Here is a 14,323-nt window from a genome sequence, read left to right as displayed (position 1 = left end):
GTCGGCTAACGCGTGATCCTTACGGTCTGCGACACGGTCACCTGGTCCAGGTCCGACACCCGTACCGTCACCTTCATCGTCCAGGTGCCGGGGATGGGCACGTTGAGGGAGTCGGTGCCCCAGTAGCCGCCGCGGTTGGTGACCTTGGTGTCGATCGGGCCGATCTTCTGGGCGGGGAGGGTCAGGGAGATCCGGAGTTCGGGGACGGTGGACAGGCCGCCGTCGGGGCCGTAGACCACCGCCTCGACGGAGTTCCGGCCGACCCTGCCGGGGTCGAGGGTGACCTGCACCTTGCCCTGGCCGCCCTGGCCCACGTCGAAGGGGACCGTGGTGACGGAGGCGGTCGCGATACCGACGTCCGGCGCCGAGCCGTCCGCCGCGGCCGCGGCCTCCGCCCGGGCGGGCAGGGTGCCCGTGAGGACCGTGGTGACGCCCAGCACGGCGACGGCGACGGCCACTTCGGCCAGGGCCGAGCGGCGCAGGGCCCGGTGCACGTCGGGCACGGAAGGCGAGGCGGGCGAGGCGGGCGAGGAAGGCGAAGAACCCGACGAGGGCCGGGCGGGCCCGGAGGACCCGTCAACCGGCTCCGCGGCGGCCTCCGCCTCCGCCCCGGCCGCCCGTGCCCCGACCGGTTCCGGCACGCGCTCCGCCACGGCCCCGCTCACCTCGACGGCCGCCAGCCGAGCCGTCCACTGCCGTGAGAGTGCCGCCATCATCAACAGCACCGTCACCGCGGCCAGTTTGGCGACCAGGAGCCTGCCGTACGAGGTGTCGGAGAGCGCCTGCCAGGAGCCCAGGCCGCGCCAGGACTGGTAGACGCCGGTGACGACCAGGACGGTCACCGAGGCGAACGCGAGCCGGGAGAAGCGGGTCACGGTGGCCGCCGGCACGGCGCCGGACCCGGCCGTCCGGCTGAGCAGGGTGAGCAGCGCGGTCAGTCCGCCGAGCCACACCGCCATCGCCAGCAGGTGCAGCACGGAGGAGGTGATCGCCACCGGCACCTGGATGCCGGCCGAGGCGTGTTCGGCGGCCGCCCAGGTCACGGCGAGGCCCACGGCGAGCACGGCGCCGGCCGCGAGGACGGGACGGCCGGGCGGGGTGGCCCGGCGCCGCAGGAGCAGCAGGAGGGCGCCCGCGACGAGCAGCAGGGCCAGACGGGTGAGCAGGAGCAGGCCCGGGCGGCCGGTGGCGGTGCGGGTCAGCGCGGACATGTCGAAGGCGGTCGCCGGTGGCGTGCCCTCCTCGTAGGGGGCGCGCAGCACCAGCAGGAAGACGGTGGCCGCGGCCAGCGTCCACCAGCCGGTCCTGACCGCCCCCCGCAGCGGGGTGAAGTCGGGCGGACGGCAGACCGCGGCGAACGTCAGCGTGCCGATCAGCAGGGCCGCGGCCATGTACGCCGCGTACCGGCCGATGTTGTAGAGGCTGCCGGTGGCGGGGTCCTCGGTCTGGCCGGGGTCCACCCGCGCGGTGGTCGGGGAGGGTTTGCCGACGGAGAAGGTGAAGGCGCCGGACACCGGGTGGCTGTCGGCCGAGACCACCCGCCAGGCCACGGTGAAGGTGCCCGTGCCGAGCTTGGCGGGCAGGGTGACCCGGACGGTGTCGGAGCGGCCCGGGGCGTGCTGGGCCTCGCCCGTGGAGACCCGGTGGTTGGACGGGTCGTACATCCGCAGGGAGTCGTCGAGCAGGGCGACGGACTCGGTGAAGGTCAGGGTGACGGACCGGGGCGCGGACTTGAGGACGGTTCCGTCGGCGGGGTCGGTGCCGCGGAGGGCGGCGTGCGCCGAGGCGGGGCCGGCGCCCCCGAAGAGGAGCAGGACCAGCATGCTGCCCAGCAGCACCAGCCCTCGAACTCGCCGCTTGCCGCCCTGCGCGACACCGCCTCGTGCCGCTGGTCCTCGTACTCCGCCCACGTCACCGCTCCGCCTTCGGACTCGCGTACTTCCCTGTATGTACGTGGCAAACAACGGTCGTGCTCACCACGTGGGTCGCGCCGACACCCCGCCGTCCACCACCAGGTCGTGCCCGGTGATCCAGGAGGCGAGCGGGGAGGCGAGGAAGACGCAGGCGTCGCCGATGTCCTCGGGACGGCCCAGCCGGCCGGCGGGCACCGCCTGCTGCCAGCGCCGTACGCCTTCCGGCCAGGCCTCGGCCAGGTCCGGGCGGTCGACCAGGCCGGGCGAGACGGTGTTGACGCGGATGCCGTGCGGGCCGTACTCCAGGGCGGCGGCGCGGGCGTGCGTCACCACGGCCGCCTTGGACGCGCTGTAGTGGGCGTGGCCGGGGGCCGGGTGGGCGGCCTCGATGGAGGCGATGTGGGTGACGCTGCCGCCGCCGCACTCCCGCATCACCTCGGCGGCGGCCTGGGTGCAGGCGAAGACACCGGCGAGGTTGGTGTCCACGACCGCGCGCCACTCGGCGGCCGACATGCCGGGCAGCGGCCGGACCGGCTGGACGCCTGCGTTGTTGACCAGAGCGGTCAGCCGCCCGCCACCCCATGCGGCGGCCTCGCGGACCAGCCGGTGGCAGGCATCCTCGTCGGTGAGGTCGGCCTGGAGCACCACGGACCGGCCGCCCAGGTCCTCGATGGCCGCGGCGAGTTCGCGGGCGGCCTCCAGCGCCGTACGGCAGTGAACGGCGACCGCCGCGCCCTCCTCGGCGAACCGCAGCGCGATGCCCCGGCCGATGCCGCCGCCGGCGCCCGTGACCAGCGCGATCTGTCCCTGAAGCAGGCTCATGGGCGGCACAGTTCCGCGATCCGGTCCGCCTCGGACGGATAACGCGCGGTGAGGTCCGCCGCGTTCCCGTGTTCGTAGCCCGCGTAGGTGAATCCGGGTGCCATCGTGCAGCCGAAGAAGGACCATGCGCCGCCCGGCGCCACCCGCGCGCCCATCCAGGTGCCCGCGGGCACGGTCAGCTGCGGGTGCTGCCCGGCCAGGACGCCGGATCCCAGCACGGGGCTCGCCGATGTCCCGTCGGGGGCGAGGAGCAGCAGGTGGAGCGGGTCGCCGAGGTAGAAGTGCCAGACCTCGTCGGTGGGCAGCCGGTGCAGGGCCGAGTGGTCGTCCGCGGTGAGCAGGGCGACGATCGCCGTGCCCTCGGGGCGGCCGTCGGCCCGCTCCGGTCCCGCCCAGGTCTGCCGGTACATACCGCCCTCGCGCGGTATCGGCTCCAGGCCGTAGTGGGCGACCAGGAAGGCGGGCGTCACCGGTCCGTCGGGGGCCACCGGCCCGTCAGGAGTCACCGTCATCGGGGAAGGCTACCTCCCGCCGCAGGAAGGCCAGTTGGGCGCGCTTCTCCGGCAGGTACACGTCCGGGATGTCGATCTCCGGCAGTACGACGGCCTCGCCCGCCTCGAAGCCCTGCTTGAGGAAGCGGGCGATCGCCTTGTCGTTGCGCACGTCGGGGTCGACCACGATCCGCCGCCGGTCCGCACCGCGCAGCGCGTACGAGGTGACGGCGTCCAGCAGCGACGCCGACCATCCGGTGCGCGCGCCGCCGGGTCCCGCGGGCGCGAGCAGCAGGTGGAGGCCGATGTCGCCGGGGCGGACGTCGTAGCACTCGCCGACCCGGTCGGCCTCCGGCTCGTACGTCTGGAGGAGCCCGGCCGGAACGCCGTCCTTGACGAGCAGGAAGGCGTGGTGGGTGTCGAGGGTGTCCATGTGGGCGTAGACCTCGGCGACCTGCTCCCGCGTCAGGCCCGTCATGCCCCAGAAGACGGCCCGCTCCTCGCGCACCCAGGCGTGGACCGTCCCGGCGTCGGCGTGCGGGTCGAGGGGCAGGACGCGGACGGTGCCGAAGCCGTCGACCACCTGTTCGTGGACGGCCTCGCGGACGGCGTACGGGTCGGGCGTCGACGTCACATCGGGCTCCTTCGTGAGCTGGTCGAAGTCGGTGACCACGGGGACGAGGTCCCCGGCGAGCCACAGCGGGAGCTGGTCGCGGTGGTGGGGTGAGCCGGGCATGCCCGAGGCACCGAAGGGGACCACCCAGCGGCTGTCCTCGCGCCGGGCCAGGTCCCACACGTACCGGGCGGCCGGGCCGCGCGCGCTCAGGTCGGTCAGGCCGGGCACGGCGGAGGTGCACAGCACGCAGTCGTGGTCGCCGGACAGCCCCGGTTCGTCGTACGCCGTCGTCGGCAGCGCCCGCCAGGGGGCGAGGCGGTGGCTGTCACCCCAGGTACCGGTGGGCTCGGCGGCGGCGACCTCCTCGACGGCCGCGCGGACGGCGGCGGGGCGGTCGACGCCGTACAGGTCCTCGGCGGTCAGCAGGTGTTCGAGGGCGAAGCCGACGCGCGGGAGGAGGGCGAGCCAGGGGAGGAGGACCTCGGGGTAGGCGGGCGGTTCGGTCAGGGCGGCGAACGCGGGGTGGGCGGCGAGCCGGCGTACGACCGCGCCGCGCACCGCCGCGTAGACGGCTGCCCCGGGGCTGTCCGCGTCCATGCGGCGGTCCCAGGCGAGGAGGCGGTCGCGCAGCGCGGCGGCCCCGGCGGACAGGCCGTCCAGGGTCGCCAGGTGGTGCAACAGGGGTGCGGCGGAGGCGAGGTGGGTGTCCATGTGAACGGCGGGCATGTCACCGGCCGACCACTGCCCCTTCTCGCGCAGCAGGGCGGTGATGCGGTCGGCGCGGTGCGGCGGGGCGAACTCCACGCCGAGCGGTGCCGCGGGGCCGCGCTGGTTGGCCATGACCGCGATGCCGTCGGTGAGCCCGGCCCGGGGTGTCTCGTGCCGGCCGCGCCACTCGTGGCCGGGCTCCCAGGCGGGCACCAGCCGGACGCGGTCGGCCTCCGCCCTGACGGGCACACTGCCCGCGACCCGGTGCAGCAGGCCGCCCTGGGTGTCGGCGGCCAGTACGACGTTGACGGGCTCGGCCCAGGCGTCCAGCGCGCGGTCCACGTCGGCGACCCGGCGGGCGCGCAGGAGGGGCAGCAGGGCGCTGAAGCCGAGGTCCCCGGTCACCCGGGGCGGGTGGCGCAGGGCGAGGGCGGTGGGCGTGCCGAGGAGGCCGGCGGCGGGGTCGTGTCCGTCGAGGCCCTCCGGTCCACCGGCGATCACCGGCCCCCGCTCCGTCTCGATCACCTCGACCTCGACCGGCCCCTCCCCCGCGACCTCAACCGACTCGGTGTGCCGGTGGGCGCGGCGCCAGACGCCGTCCGGGCCGAGCGCTTCCACTCCCGCCCCCGTGCGTCGCAGCCGCTCCCGGTAGAGGTCCTGGTAGTCGGCCATCGCGTTGGTGATGGCCCAGGCGACCGTGCCGGTGTGGCCGAAGTGGGCGATGCCGGGGACGCCGGGGACGGCGAGGCCGACGACGTCGAACTCCGGGCAGGACAGGTGGATCTGCTGGTAGACACCCGGGTCCTCGATGAAACGGTGCGGGTCGCCCGCGATGAGGGCGTGACCGGTGGTGGTCCGCTCGCCGGCGACCAGCCAGCCGTTGCTGCCGGAGGTGCCCGGCCCGTCGGTGGCGAACAGGCCGACCGCCTCCGGGCCCAGGTGGTGTGCGACCTGCTCGCGCCAGAGCTTGGCCGGGAAGCCCGCGAAGAGGATGTGGGTGGCCAGCCAGACGCCGAGCGGGGTCCAGGGCTCCCAGCGGCCGGGGGTGAGACCGGTACGGGCGAACTCCGGCGCGCCGCCACCGTCCAGCCCTTCATTGACGCCGTCGACGTACGCCCGCAACCAGTCAGCCGTCTCGGGATCCTGCTCCTCCAGGGCCGCGAAGCAGCGCCGGGCCGTGTCGTCGAGGCGGGCCCGTCTGACGAAGACGTCCCAGCCGAGGGCCTGCGCGCCGAGGAAGGAGGCCGAGGTGCCCCGCGCCCGGTGCCGCTCGACCTCCAGCTGCCAGGCCCGGTCGCGGGCGGTGACACGGCCCTGGGCGCGGGCGAGTTCGCGTGCGCTGTCGGCGCGCAGGTGCGGAATTCCCCAGGCGTCGCGGTAGGTGCCGGTGGTCACCCGGTGGGCCCCCATATCCCTTCAGGTTCTTCAGGTTCTTTAGCTTTTTTAGGTAAGCCTTCCCTAACTCATCTCAGGAGATCGTACGCGATACGACGCCCACATCGGGGCGGGCGGCGTCGCCAGCCGCTTCGAGGGATGATCGGGGTCATGGACGTCACCCTGCACCTCGCCCAGGACCCCGAGGCCGACGAGCTCCTCGGGCGGTCCCCGCTCGCCGCGCTGACCGGGATGCTGCTGGACCAGCAGGTCCCGATGGAGTGGGCGTTCAAGGGGCCGTCGACCATCGCCCGGCGCATGGGCGCCGACGACCTCGACGCGCACGACATCGCGGCCCAGGACCCGGATGCCTTCGCGGCCCTGCTCTCGGAGAAGCCGGCCGTGCACCGCTACCCCGGCTCCATGGCCAAGCGCATCCAACAGCTGTGCCAGTACCTCGTCGAGCACTACGACGGCAACGCCGAGCTCGTCTGGAGGGGCGTCGACGACGGGCGGGAACTGCTGCGGCGACTCCAGGACCTCCCTGGCTTCGGCAAGCAGAAGGCCCAGATCTTCCTGGCCCTCCTCGGCAAGCAACTCGGCGTACAGCCCAAGGGCTGGCGCGAGGCCGCGGGCGCCTACGGCGAGCCGAAGTCCTTCCGCTCCGTCGCCGACATCACCGGCCCGGAATCCCTGACCAAGGTCCGCGCCCACAAACAGGAAATGAAGGCAGCGGCGAAGGCCTCCGGCAAGTAGGCGGGCCCGGGGCGGCTGCGGGGCTCCCTCGCCGGGGGGCTCGCGCCGACGCGGGGCCCGTGGGAGTGCAGGGGCGCAGCCCCGGCGGGGTTGAAGGGGCGGAGCCCCGGGGGGCGGGAAGGGTAGGGGCGGCGGGGGCGAGAACCCGGCGTCGACCGCCGCGCTGCGGGCCGCAGGCCGCAGGCCGCAACGTACCCCCGACCCGGGGAGGGCCGGATCGGGCGCCCCCGCCGCAGCAGGCCGGAAACCCCGGTTCATCCTTGCGGCCCCGCTCGGATGGCGGGCCGGTCCGGGCCGGGCCGAGCATGGAGCATGACCGAGTCACCGAGTAGCGATCCGACCTGGGGCCGGGAGTTCGACGACCGGGCCGCGCACGCGCACACGGCCGGCCGGGCCGCGGGCGGGCACGAGCCGGAGCCGCCGTTCGAGGGGCCGTTGCACGCCCTGTCCCGCGCCGCCTGGCAGGTCGTCCTGGTCACCGGCATCGCGTCGCTGGTCGTGGGGATCCTGGTGCTGGTCTGGCCGGGCCCCTCCCTGCTCGCCGCCGGTGTGCTCTTCGGCATCTACCTGCTGATCAGCGGCGTCTTCCAGCTGGTCGCCGCGTTCGGCACGCACAGGGCGACCTCGCTGCGCGTGCTGGCCTTCATCAGCGGCGCCCTGTCGATCCTGCTGGGCCTGTTCTGCTTCCGCGGGCCGATGCAGTCGATCCTGCTGCTCGCCCTGTGGATCGGCATCGGCTGGCTGATCCGCGGGATCACCCAGACCCTGGCCGCCGCCCACGACAGCACCGTGCCCGCCCGGGGCTGGCAGATCTTCCTCGGGATCGTCACCTTCGTCGCCGGGATCGTGCTGATCGTCTCGCCCTTCCGGTCGGTCGCCCTGCTCACCCTCATCGCCGGCTGGTGGCTGGTGATCGTCGGCATCGTCGAGATCGTCACCTCGATCGGCATCCGGAGCCGGGTCAAGCAGATCCCGGTCAACGTGTGACCGCCTTCCGCTGCCACCCGCGCGGCCGCGCCTGGCTGCGGGTGCTCGTGCTGCTGCTGGCGCTGGCGGTCCCGGGCGCCCAGACACAGGCCGCCCCGATGACGTCCGCGCCGCCCGGGTCGGCCGTGGCATCCGGCGAAACCGTCGAGTACGACCTCCTCGAGCCGGCCCTGCGTCCTCCCCCCTGCTCCGTACACCGGGCCGGCGTCCCCCTGCGGCCCGCATCCCTTCCCGACCCGGCCCCCGGTCACCCGCGGGGCCGCTCCCTCCCCCCGCCGCTCAGGCCCCCGCACGCCTCACACACCCTGCGCTCCGTGGTCCTGCGCTGCTGACGGGCCCCGCCCCGGACGCTCAGTCAGCCGCCCAGTCCAGTACGAGGCAAGGAACACAGGCACATGCCCACAGACCCGTACGCGGTCCTGCGCGCCCTGCTGCGCGCCGAAGCCGTACGCAGCACGGCCAAACCGCACGCGAGGAAACCCGAGCCGCAGGTCCCGCCCGAGAAGCGCCGGGACCGCTGACGCACCGGCGGGGGCGGGTCTACCGCCTCCGCCGTGCCGTGCCGAACAGGGAGCGGGTGATCTCCCGGCCGATCTGCGTGCCCACGGAGCGGGCCAGGGACTTGAACACACCGCTCCCGACGACCTGTTCCACGACGGACGGCTCCTCCCTGGGAGCCTTCGTGGGCGCGCTCACCCGCTGACCCGCCCCCTCCTCCTCCCGCCCCGCCGCGAGCCTCTCGTACGCCGACTCGCGGTCCACAGCCTGTGCATAACGCTGATGGAGCGCGGACGACCGCACCGCGTCGTCGAGGGCCGTCGCGTCGATCGGGCCCATCGACGACTGAGGCGCGCACAACCGGGTGGCGGCCACCGGGGTCGGGGCACCCTTCTCGCTGAGGACGGTCACCACGGCCTCGCCGGTGCCGAGGCCGGTGAGGAGCTCCTCCAGGTCGTACGCGGAGTCGGGGAACGTCTTCACCGTGGCCCTGAGGGCTTTCTGGTCGTCCGGGGTGAAGGCCCTGAGCGCGTGCTGGACGCGGTTGCCGAGCTGGCCGAGGACGTCGGACGGTACGTCCTTCGGTGTCTGGGTGACGAAGAAGACTCCGATCCCCTTCGAGCGGACGAGACGCACGGTCTGCGTGATCGACTCCAGGAACGCCTTGGATGCGTCGTCGAACAGCAGGTGCGCCTCGTCGAAGAAGAAGACCAGCTTCGGCTTGTCGAGATCACCGGCCTCCGGAAGGTCGTGGAAGAGGTCGGCCAGCAGCCACATCAGGAACGTGGAGAACAGCCGCGGCTCCTCCTGCACGGCGGCCAGTTCGAGGACGGAGACGACGCCCCGCCCGTCCTCGGCCGTGCGCAGGAACTCCCCGGTGTCGAACTCCGGCTCCCCGAAGAAGTCCGCCATGCCCCGCGCCTCGAAGGCGGTCAGGGAGCGCAGGATCACCCCGGCCGTGGCGGTGGACAGCCCGCCGACGGCCTTCAGTTCGGCCCTGCCCTCGTCGGAGGTGAGGAAGGCGACGACCGCCCTGAGGTCCTTGAGGTCGATCAGTTCCAGGCCCTTGGTGTCGGCGTAGTGGAAGATCAGGCCGAGGGACTGCTCCTGGGTCCGGTTGAGCTGGAGCACCTTGGCCAGCAGCACCGGGCCGAAGCCGGTCACGGTGGCCCGCACCGGGATCCCGTGGCCGAGGCCGCCGAGGGCGAAGTACTCCACCGGGAACGCGGTCGGCGTCCACCGCTGGTGCACCTCGGCGGAGCGGGAGCGGACCTTGTCGTTCGACACGCCCGGCGCCGAGATCCCGGACAGATCACCCTTGACGTCCGCCAGGAAGACCGGCACGCCCTGCGCCGACAACTGCTCGGCGACCAGTTGGAGCGTCCTCGTCTTGCCGGTGCCGGTGGCACCCGCCACCAGGCCGTGGCGGTTCAGCATGGGCAGGGGGACGCGGACCCGGACGTCCGGGAAGCAGTCGCCGTCCCAGAGAAGGGCTCCCAGGTCCAGGGCCGGACCCGTGAAGGCGTAACCCGAGGCGATCCGCAAAGCCTCCGCGGGAAGGGCCCGGCCACCGGCCAAGACCTCGGAAGGGGTGGCGGGCCGCACGGTCTCACTGTCACTCATCGCAGCCCCTGTTCCCGGTACGAGCTCCCGGTATGACCGGAATGCGGCGTCTTTTCCAGCGTCGCACTGCGTCGCCTAGGCTGCGCCCGGAACGTCAGGACCGGTAGGCTTTCCGTGTGATCTTCAAGCGCATCGGAAACGGCCGGCCGTACCCCGACCACGGCCGGGAAAGCACCCGGCAGTGGGCGGACGTCGCGCCGCGCCCGGTCCGCCTCGATCAGCTCGTGACGACCAAGGGCCAGCTCGACCTGGAAACCCTCCTCGCCGAGGACTCGACCTTCTACGGCGACCTCTTCGCGCACGTCGTGAAGTGGCAGGGCGACCTGTACCTGGAGGACGGTCTGCACCGCGCGGTCCGCGCGGCGCTCCAGCAGCGTCAGGTGCTGCACGCGCGCGTGCTCGAACTCGACTGATCACCCGGGACTTACTCGCCTTTTCGGGTGTTGTTGACCCTTTCGGGTTCCGCTGACCGGCGTCGAATGATCATCTAGTAGGCATCGCCGCCCGAGCGCACTACGCTGCGCTCATGAGCATGCTGACTCCTCCCGGCATGGGCGGCCAGTACCGGATCACGGGAGGCAAGTACCCGCGGATGCGTCCTCCCCGCCGGCGCGGCAGGCTCGTCTTCCTGACGTTCGTCTGCGTCACGGCGCTCGGGGTCGCCGGCTGGGGCACCGTGCAGCTCATCGACGTGTTCACCGGCGGCGGGGACAAGGACACCGTGTCCGGCGCGAAGGCGAAGTGCCCGGCCACGACGAAGGTGAGCCCCGCCGCGCGCACCGAGCAGCTGCCCGCGCCCGGGAAGATCACCGTCAACGTCTACAACGCCACGGCCCGCACCGGCCTGGCCAAGCACACCGCGGACGAGCTGAAGAAGCGCGGCTTCCGCATCGGCGACGTGGGCAACGCGACCAAGCAGTACGACAAGAAGATCAAGGGCACCGGGATGCTCCTCGGCCCCGCCTCGGCCCTGAACACCTCGCTGCCGGTCCTCGCCGCCCAGCTCGCCGGCGCCGAACAGCGTACCGACGCCACCCGCAAGGGCGACGCCGTCGACCTGATCATCGGCAACGGGTTCAAGGACCTCAGCAAGCGGGCGGACGCCGACAAGGCGGTGGCCGAACTGACCACGCCCGTGGCGTCCACCGTGAAGAAGAAGGACTGCTAGGGCCGGCGCCTTCCCGGCACCTGGCCGCCGCGCCGGGCGCCCCGTGCCGCCGCCGTGCCGTCCCCGCCACCGCCGACTGACTCGGCCGACTGACACGGCGGACCGTCGCGGCCGACTGACACGGCCGCCGGACACCCGCGTCAGTCGCCGTCGAACACGTGCCGGCGGCCGGCGCCGGCCGGCCGCCGCGGGGCGGACGGGAATCCGGCGACGGGCGCTGTGGCGCTGTGCCTACTCGGCCGCCCCGTACAGCCGGTCGCCCGCGTCTCCCAGGCCGGGGACGATGTAGCCGTGCTCGTTGAGGTGGTCGTCGACGGCCGCGGTCACCACGGTCACCGGGGTGCCCGCCAGTTCGCGCTCCATGACCTCGACGCCCTCGGGCGCCGCGAGCAGCACCACGGCCGTCACGTCGTCGGCGCCGCGCCTGATCAGCTCCTGGATCGCCGCGACCAGCGTGCCGCCGGTGGCCAGCATCGGGTCGAGGACGTACACCTGGCGGCCTGAGAGGTCCTCAGGCATGCGCGTGGCGTACGTGGAGGCCTGGAGCGTCTCCTCGTTGCGGATCATGCCCAGGAAGCCCACCTCGGCGGTCGGCAGCAGCCGCATCATGCCGTCCAGCATGCCGAGGCCGGCGCGCAGGATCGGCACGACCAGCGGGCGCGGGCGGGCGAGTTTCACTCCGGTGGTGGCGGCGACCGGGGTCTCGATGTCGACCGCTTCGGTGCGCACGTCCCGCGTGGCCTCGTAGGCGAGCAGGGTGACCAGTTCGTCGGCCAGCCGGCGGAAGGTCGGGGAGTCGGTGCGCTGGTCGCGCAGCGTGGTGAGCTTGTGGGCGACCAGGGGGTGGTCGACGACGTGGAGACGCATGCCCATAACAGTAACCGCGCCGACCCGCACCTCGCGCTGGCATCAAACCGCCCGCCCGGGGGAACGTGGAGGGACGGACTGGGGTGGTGTGACTGTGCCTGACCTGCCAGAGAACCGATCCGACATGCCCGATGACACCGCCGGGAAGGGGCACCGCGTGCCGCCGCAGGAGACGGAAGCCGAACGCCGGCGCCGCCGGGCCCGGTTCCTGCGCGAGCTCGCCGAGGCCCGGGAGTTGCGTGACCGTGTCCAACCCCGCCGGGCGAAGGCGGCCAGACTTCGACACGCCATGCGCATGCGCACGTTCCGCTGGTAGCCGGTAGGAAGATCCGCCTTCCCCGGGGTGTTCCCGGTAATGCTGTGCGTGGAGCGCGGGAAAAGCCGCGTACGATCCGCAGGTGGCGGCAACGAGTGCGCTGGTGGTTCCGTCGCGGACACGCGGAGGCCTCTGCGCGTCCGTGCGAGCAGAACTGCCGGACACAGGGAGCCGAAGACGTCCCCTGGACGCCTTGTTTCTGCCACGATTCCGAGTGGGTGGGGCTCGGAGCCTGAGCTCTCTCCGCCCAAGAACCTCCGCCGGGGGGACCCCCAACCGGCACGCCTATGACCAGTGGGAGAGTCACGGTGTACTTCGCCGCACTGCTCGCGCGCACCGAAGACGGGTGGGAAGCGAGCGACACAGAGCTCGACGATGTGGAAACCCTGTCGGATCTGGCCGACCTGGCACGGGAGGCCAATCCCGATGACGACACGGTGCTCGTCCTGATCGAGCAGGAGGACGCCTGGTTCGGTGTCGTCCGCGTGGACGGCGAGGACGACCCTCGCATCTACGTCTCGGACGCCGCCGCCGCTGCCCGCAGTGCGTACGGCGAGCTGCTGCTCACGGACGAACTGCTCGGCCGCGAGCCCGGCTCCGACGGTCCCGACCTGGACGCCCTGGACCTCGACGGCACCGAGGACGGCGAGTCCGAGGACGATGACGACGAGGACGGCACCTCCGCCGACGCGGTGCCGCACAGCCCGGTGGGCGACAGCGAGATCCTCGACGACCTGGGCATCAACCAGAAGGAGCTGCGTGCCCTGGACGCGGAGGACGCGCTGAGTGCGATCGCCGAGGCCCTGGGCGCCTCGGAGGTGCTGGAGACCGTCCGCTGACCGCCCCGGACGGGACGCCGCGGGGCGGGACAGCGGACCCGGTGCGCGACCGCTGGCGGGCAGCGATGCGGCTCGCCCTGGACGAGGCCCGTACGGCCGTCCGGGGCGGGGACGTCCCCGTCGGCGCCGTCGTGCTGTCCACGGACGGTACGACGGTGCTCGCGACCGGGCACAACGAGCGCGAGGCGACCGGCGACCCCACGGCCCACGCCGAGATACTCGCCCTGAGGCGGGCCGCCGCCAAGCTCGGCGAGTGGCGGCTGGGCGGCTGCACGCTCGTGGTCACTCTGGAGCCCTGCACGATGTGCGCGGGCGCGCTCGTGCAGTCCCGCGTGGACCGGGTGGTGTACGGCGCCCGTGACGACAAGGCGGGCGCGGCCGGTTCGCTCTGGGACCTGGTCCGCGACCGGCGGCTCAACCATCGCCCGGAGGTCGTCGAGGGCGTGCTGGCCGAGGACTGCGCCCGGCTCCTCACCGACTTTTTCCGGGATCGCTGAGGAACCCGGCCCGGCGTTTCCGGGTGCGCCGGAAAACGGATTTCTGAGCACGGCCCACCGTGCTGTAAGGTCTCCCTCGGTAGCGTGTCCGAGCGGCCGAAGGAGCTCGCCTCGAAAGCGAGTGTGGCGCAAGTCACCGAGGGTTCAAATCCCTCCGCTACCGCTGTAAAAGGGCCCCGTCCATTGGACGGGGCCCTTTGTGCGATTATCAACAGCGCTCGGGCCAGTCAGCGACAGCAGGGGGAGGCCGCGGTGGCGGTGAACGCCAAGAAGATCGCCATCTACGTGCTCGTGGTCTTCGCGCTGTACGTGATCATCACAGACCCGGCCAAAGCCGCTGATTACGTCCAGATAGGCTTCGAGGGCATATCGGACGCCGCGAAGGCCATAGGCGACTTCATGACCTGGGTGGCCAACGGGGCGAAGAACTAGCGGAAAGAGCCGGAGCCCATGATCCGCCACCTGGTCCTGTTCAAGCTCAACGAGGGCGTCGGGCGCGACGATCCGCGGGTCGTCGCGGGCGAGGAGGCCTTCCGCGCCCTGGACGGCGAGATCCCCGAGATCCGCCACTGGGAGCTGGGCTGGAACACCAGCGACCGGCCCATCGCGTACGACTTCGCCATCAACTCCGCCTTCGACGACCCGGACGCGCTGCGCCGCTACGCCGAGCACCCGAAGCACCAGGCCGGCGTCGGCCTGTGGCGGGAGTTCGCCACGTGGGTGATCGCCGACTACGAGTTCTGAGCCCCCAGGGTCCGCGCAGCCCCTCGGGGGGGGGGGGGGGGGGGCGCGGGGGGGGGGGGGCGGCGGCCGGCGGGGGGGGGGGGGGGGCCCGGGGGGGGGGGGCC

At 73.0% G+C, this 14,323-nt stretch carries 17 protein-coding genes and 1 tRNA gene; 12 read left to right on the top strand and 6 right to left on the bottom strand.

Annotation, left to right across the window (positions count from 1 at the left end; all coding sequences use genetic code 11):
- Positions 1 to 5 precede the first annotated feature (5 nt).
- From ACFY01_RS31000 to ACFY01_RS30985, 4 genes are all read right to left on the bottom strand, one after another.
- Positions 6 to 1,838, bottom strand: a complete 1,833-nt coding sequence (locus ACFY01_RS31000) for a copper resistance CopC/CopD family protein (RefSeq protein WP_390739123.1) — start codon at positions 1,836 to 1,838, stop codon at positions 6 to 8.
- 135 nt (positions 1,839 to 1,973) lie between these two features.
- Positions 1,974 to 2,735: an SDR family NAD(P)-dependent oxidoreductase gene (locus ACFY01_RS30995; protein ID WP_390739054.1), complete on the bottom strand. Its 762-nt coding sequence runs from the start codon at positions 2,733 to 2,735 to the stop codon at positions 1,974 to 1,976.
- Positions 2,732 to 3,205, bottom strand: coding sequence for a cupin domain-containing protein (locus ACFY01_RS30990; RefSeq protein WP_390739122.1), 474 nt, complete (start codon positions 3,203 to 3,205; stop codon positions 2,732 to 2,734). The genes ACFY01_RS30995 and ACFY01_RS30990 overlap by 4 nt, the downstream gene beginning before the upstream one ends.
- 25 nt (positions 3,206 to 3,230) lie before the next feature.
- Positions 3,231 to 5,945: a GNAT family N-acetyltransferase gene (locus ACFY01_RS30985; protein ID WP_390739053.1), complete on the bottom strand. Its 2,715-nt coding sequence runs from the start codon at positions 5,943 to 5,945 to the stop codon at positions 3,231 to 3,233.
- Between the two features lie 150 nt (positions 5,946 to 6,095).
- Between ACFY01_RS30985 and ACFY01_RS30980 the strand changes: the two genes are divergently transcribed.
- The 4 genes from ACFY01_RS30980 (at position 6,096) to ACFY01_RS30965 (ending at position 8,188) form a co-directional block, all read left to right on the top strand.
- The gene (locus ACFY01_RS30980) at positions 6,096 to 6,680 is read left to right on the top strand and encodes an HhH-GPD-type base excision DNA repair protein (protein WP_390739052.1); all 585 of its coding nucleotides are present in this window, start codon (positions 6,096 to 6,098) and stop codon (positions 6,678 to 6,680) included.
- Positions 6,681 to 6,992: 312 nt separating this feature from the next.
- Positions 6,993 to 7,667 (top strand): HdeD family acid-resistance protein, encoded by a 675-nt coding sequence (locus ACFY01_RS30975; RefSeq protein WP_390739051.1) that lies wholly within the window; start codon positions 6,993 to 6,995, stop codon positions 7,665 to 7,667.
- Positions 7,664 to 7,999: a hypothetical protein gene (locus ACFY01_RS30970; protein WP_390739050.1), complete on the top strand. Its 336-nt coding sequence runs from the start codon at positions 7,664 to 7,666 to the stop codon at positions 7,997 to 7,999. The genes ACFY01_RS30975 and ACFY01_RS30970 overlap by 4 nt, the downstream gene beginning before the upstream one ends.
- 63 nt (positions 8,000 to 8,062) lie before the next feature.
- Positions 8,063 to 8,188, top strand: a complete 126-nt coding sequence (locus ACFY01_RS30965) for a hypothetical protein (protein ID WP_390739049.1) — start codon at positions 8,063 to 8,065, stop codon at positions 8,186 to 8,188.
- A gap of 19 nt (positions 8,189 to 8,207) precedes the next feature.
- Here the strand turns inward: ACFY01_RS30965 and ACFY01_RS30960 are convergent, their stop codons facing one another.
- Complete coding sequence (locus tag ACFY01_RS30960; protein WP_390739048.1) at positions 8,208 to 9,788, bottom strand: helicase HerA-like domain-containing protein; 1,581 nt, start codon at positions 9,786 to 9,788, stop codon at positions 8,208 to 8,210.
- Positions 9,789 to 9,904: 116 nt separating this feature from the next.
- Between ACFY01_RS30960 and ACFY01_RS30955 the strand changes: the two genes are divergently transcribed.
- Together ACFY01_RS30955 and ACFY01_RS30950 are read left to right on the top strand one after the other, a co-directional pair.
- Positions 9,905 to 10,201 carry a type II toxin-antitoxin system VapB family antitoxin gene (locus tag ACFY01_RS30955; protein ID WP_003999914.1) on the top strand — a complete coding sequence of 99 codons (297 nt, stop codon included), beginning with the start codon at positions 9,905 to 9,907 and terminating at the stop codon, positions 10,199 to 10,201.
- Between the two features lie 113 nt (positions 10,202 to 10,314).
- The gene (locus tag ACFY01_RS30950; protein ID WP_390739047.1) at positions 10,315 to 10,956 is read left to right on the top strand and encodes a LytR C-terminal domain-containing protein; all 642 of its coding nucleotides are present in this window, start codon (positions 10,315 to 10,317) and stop codon (positions 10,954 to 10,956) included.
- Between the two features lie 231 nt (positions 10,957 to 11,187).
- Here the strand turns inward: ACFY01_RS30950 and upp are convergent, their stop codons facing one another.
- The gene (gene upp / locus ACFY01_RS30945) at positions 11,188 to 11,823 is read right to left on the bottom strand and encodes a uracil phosphoribosyltransferase (protein ID WP_390739046.1); all 636 of its coding nucleotides are present in this window, start codon (positions 11,821 to 11,823) and stop codon (positions 11,188 to 11,190) included.
- Between the two features lie 124 nt (positions 11,824 to 11,947).
- Here upp and ACFY01_RS30940 point away from each other — a divergent pair, with 124 nt between their 5' ends.
- The 6 genes from ACFY01_RS30940 (at position 11,948) to ACFY01_RS30915 (ending at position 14,219) form a co-directional block, all read left to right on the top strand.
- Positions 11,948 to 12,139: a hypothetical protein gene (locus tag ACFY01_RS30940; RefSeq protein WP_390739045.1), complete on the top strand. Its 192-nt coding sequence runs from the start codon at positions 11,948 to 11,950 to the stop codon at positions 12,137 to 12,139.
- Between the two features lie 308 nt (positions 12,140 to 12,447).
- On the top strand, positions 12,448 to 12,978 hold the full coding sequence (locus ACFY01_RS30935) for a hypothetical protein (protein WP_390739121.1): 531 nt from the start codon (positions 12,448 to 12,450) through the stop codon (positions 12,976 to 12,978).
- 65 nt (positions 12,979 to 13,043) lie between these two features.
- The gene (gene tadA, locus ACFY01_RS30930) at positions 13,044 to 13,475 is read left to right on the top strand and encodes a tRNA adenosine(34) deaminase TadA (RefSeq protein WP_390739120.1); all 432 of its coding nucleotides are present in this window, start codon (positions 13,044 to 13,046) and stop codon (positions 13,473 to 13,475) included.
- A 78-nt stretch (positions 13,476 to 13,553) separates the two neighbouring features.
- A tRNA-Ser gene (locus tag ACFY01_RS30925) sits at positions 13,554 to 13,638 on the top strand.
- 89 nt (positions 13,639 to 13,727) lie between these two features.
- Positions 13,728 to 13,907, top strand: coding sequence for a hypothetical protein (locus tag ACFY01_RS30920; RefSeq protein WP_390739044.1), 180 nt, complete (start codon positions 13,728 to 13,730; stop codon positions 13,905 to 13,907).
- An 18-nt stretch (positions 13,908 to 13,925) separates the two neighbouring features.
- Entirely contained in the window at positions 13,926 to 14,219 is a 294-nt protein-coding gene (locus tag ACFY01_RS30915; protein WP_390739043.1) for a Dabb family protein, read from the top strand.
- Positions 14,220 to 14,323: the final 104 nt, after the last annotated feature.

Origin of the sequence: Streptomyces sp. NPDC001480, assembly GCF_042894725.1 — a bacterium.
In the GTDB taxonomy this organism is placed as follows: domain Bacteria; phylum Actinomycetota; class Actinomycetes; order Streptomycetales; family Streptomycetaceae; genus Streptomyces.
This window is presented reverse-complemented; position numbering and strand designations above follow the sequence as displayed.

Excerpts from the sequence above, each read along its gene's own strand:
- upp (WP_390739046.1), bottom strand. The coding sequence starts at position 11,823 with ATGCGTCTCCACGTCGTCGACCACCCCCTGGTCGCCCACAAGCTCACC.
- ACFY01_RS30915 (WP_390739043.1), top strand. The coding sequence starts at position 13,926 with ATGATCCGCCACCTGGTCCTGTTCAAGCTCAACGAGGGCGTCGGGCGC.
- ACFY01_RS30980 (WP_390739052.1), top strand. The coding sequence starts at position 6,096 with ATGGACGTCACCCTGCACCTCGCCCAGGACCCCGAGGCCGACGAGCTC.
- ACFY01_RS30950 (WP_390739047.1), top strand. The coding sequence starts at position 10,315 with ATGAGCATGCTGACTCCTCCCGGCATGGGCGGCCAGTACCGGATCACG.
- ACFY01_RS30995 (WP_390739054.1), bottom strand. The coding sequence starts at position 2,735 with ATGAGCCTGCTTCAGGGACAGATCGCGCTGGTCACGGGCGCCGGCGGC.
- ACFY01_RS30975 (WP_390739051.1), top strand. The coding sequence starts at position 6,993 with ATGACCGAGTCACCGAGTAGCGATCCGACCTGGGGCCGGGAGTTCGAC.
- ACFY01_RS30965 (WP_390739049.1), top strand. The coding sequence starts at position 8,063 with ATGCCCACAGACCCGTACGCGGTCCTGCGCGCCCTGCTGCGCGCCGAA.
- ACFY01_RS30960 (WP_390739048.1), bottom strand. The coding sequence starts at position 9,788 with ATGAGTGACAGTGAGACCGTGCGGCCCGCCACCCCTTCCGAGGTCTTG.
- tadA (WP_390739120.1), top strand. The coding sequence starts at position 13,044 with ATGCGGCTCGCCCTGGACGAGGCCCGTACGGCCGTCCGGGGCGGGGAC.
- ACFY01_RS30940 (WP_390739045.1), top strand. The coding sequence starts at position 11,948 with ATGCCCGATGACACCGCCGGGAAGGGGCACCGCGTGCCGCCGCAGGAG.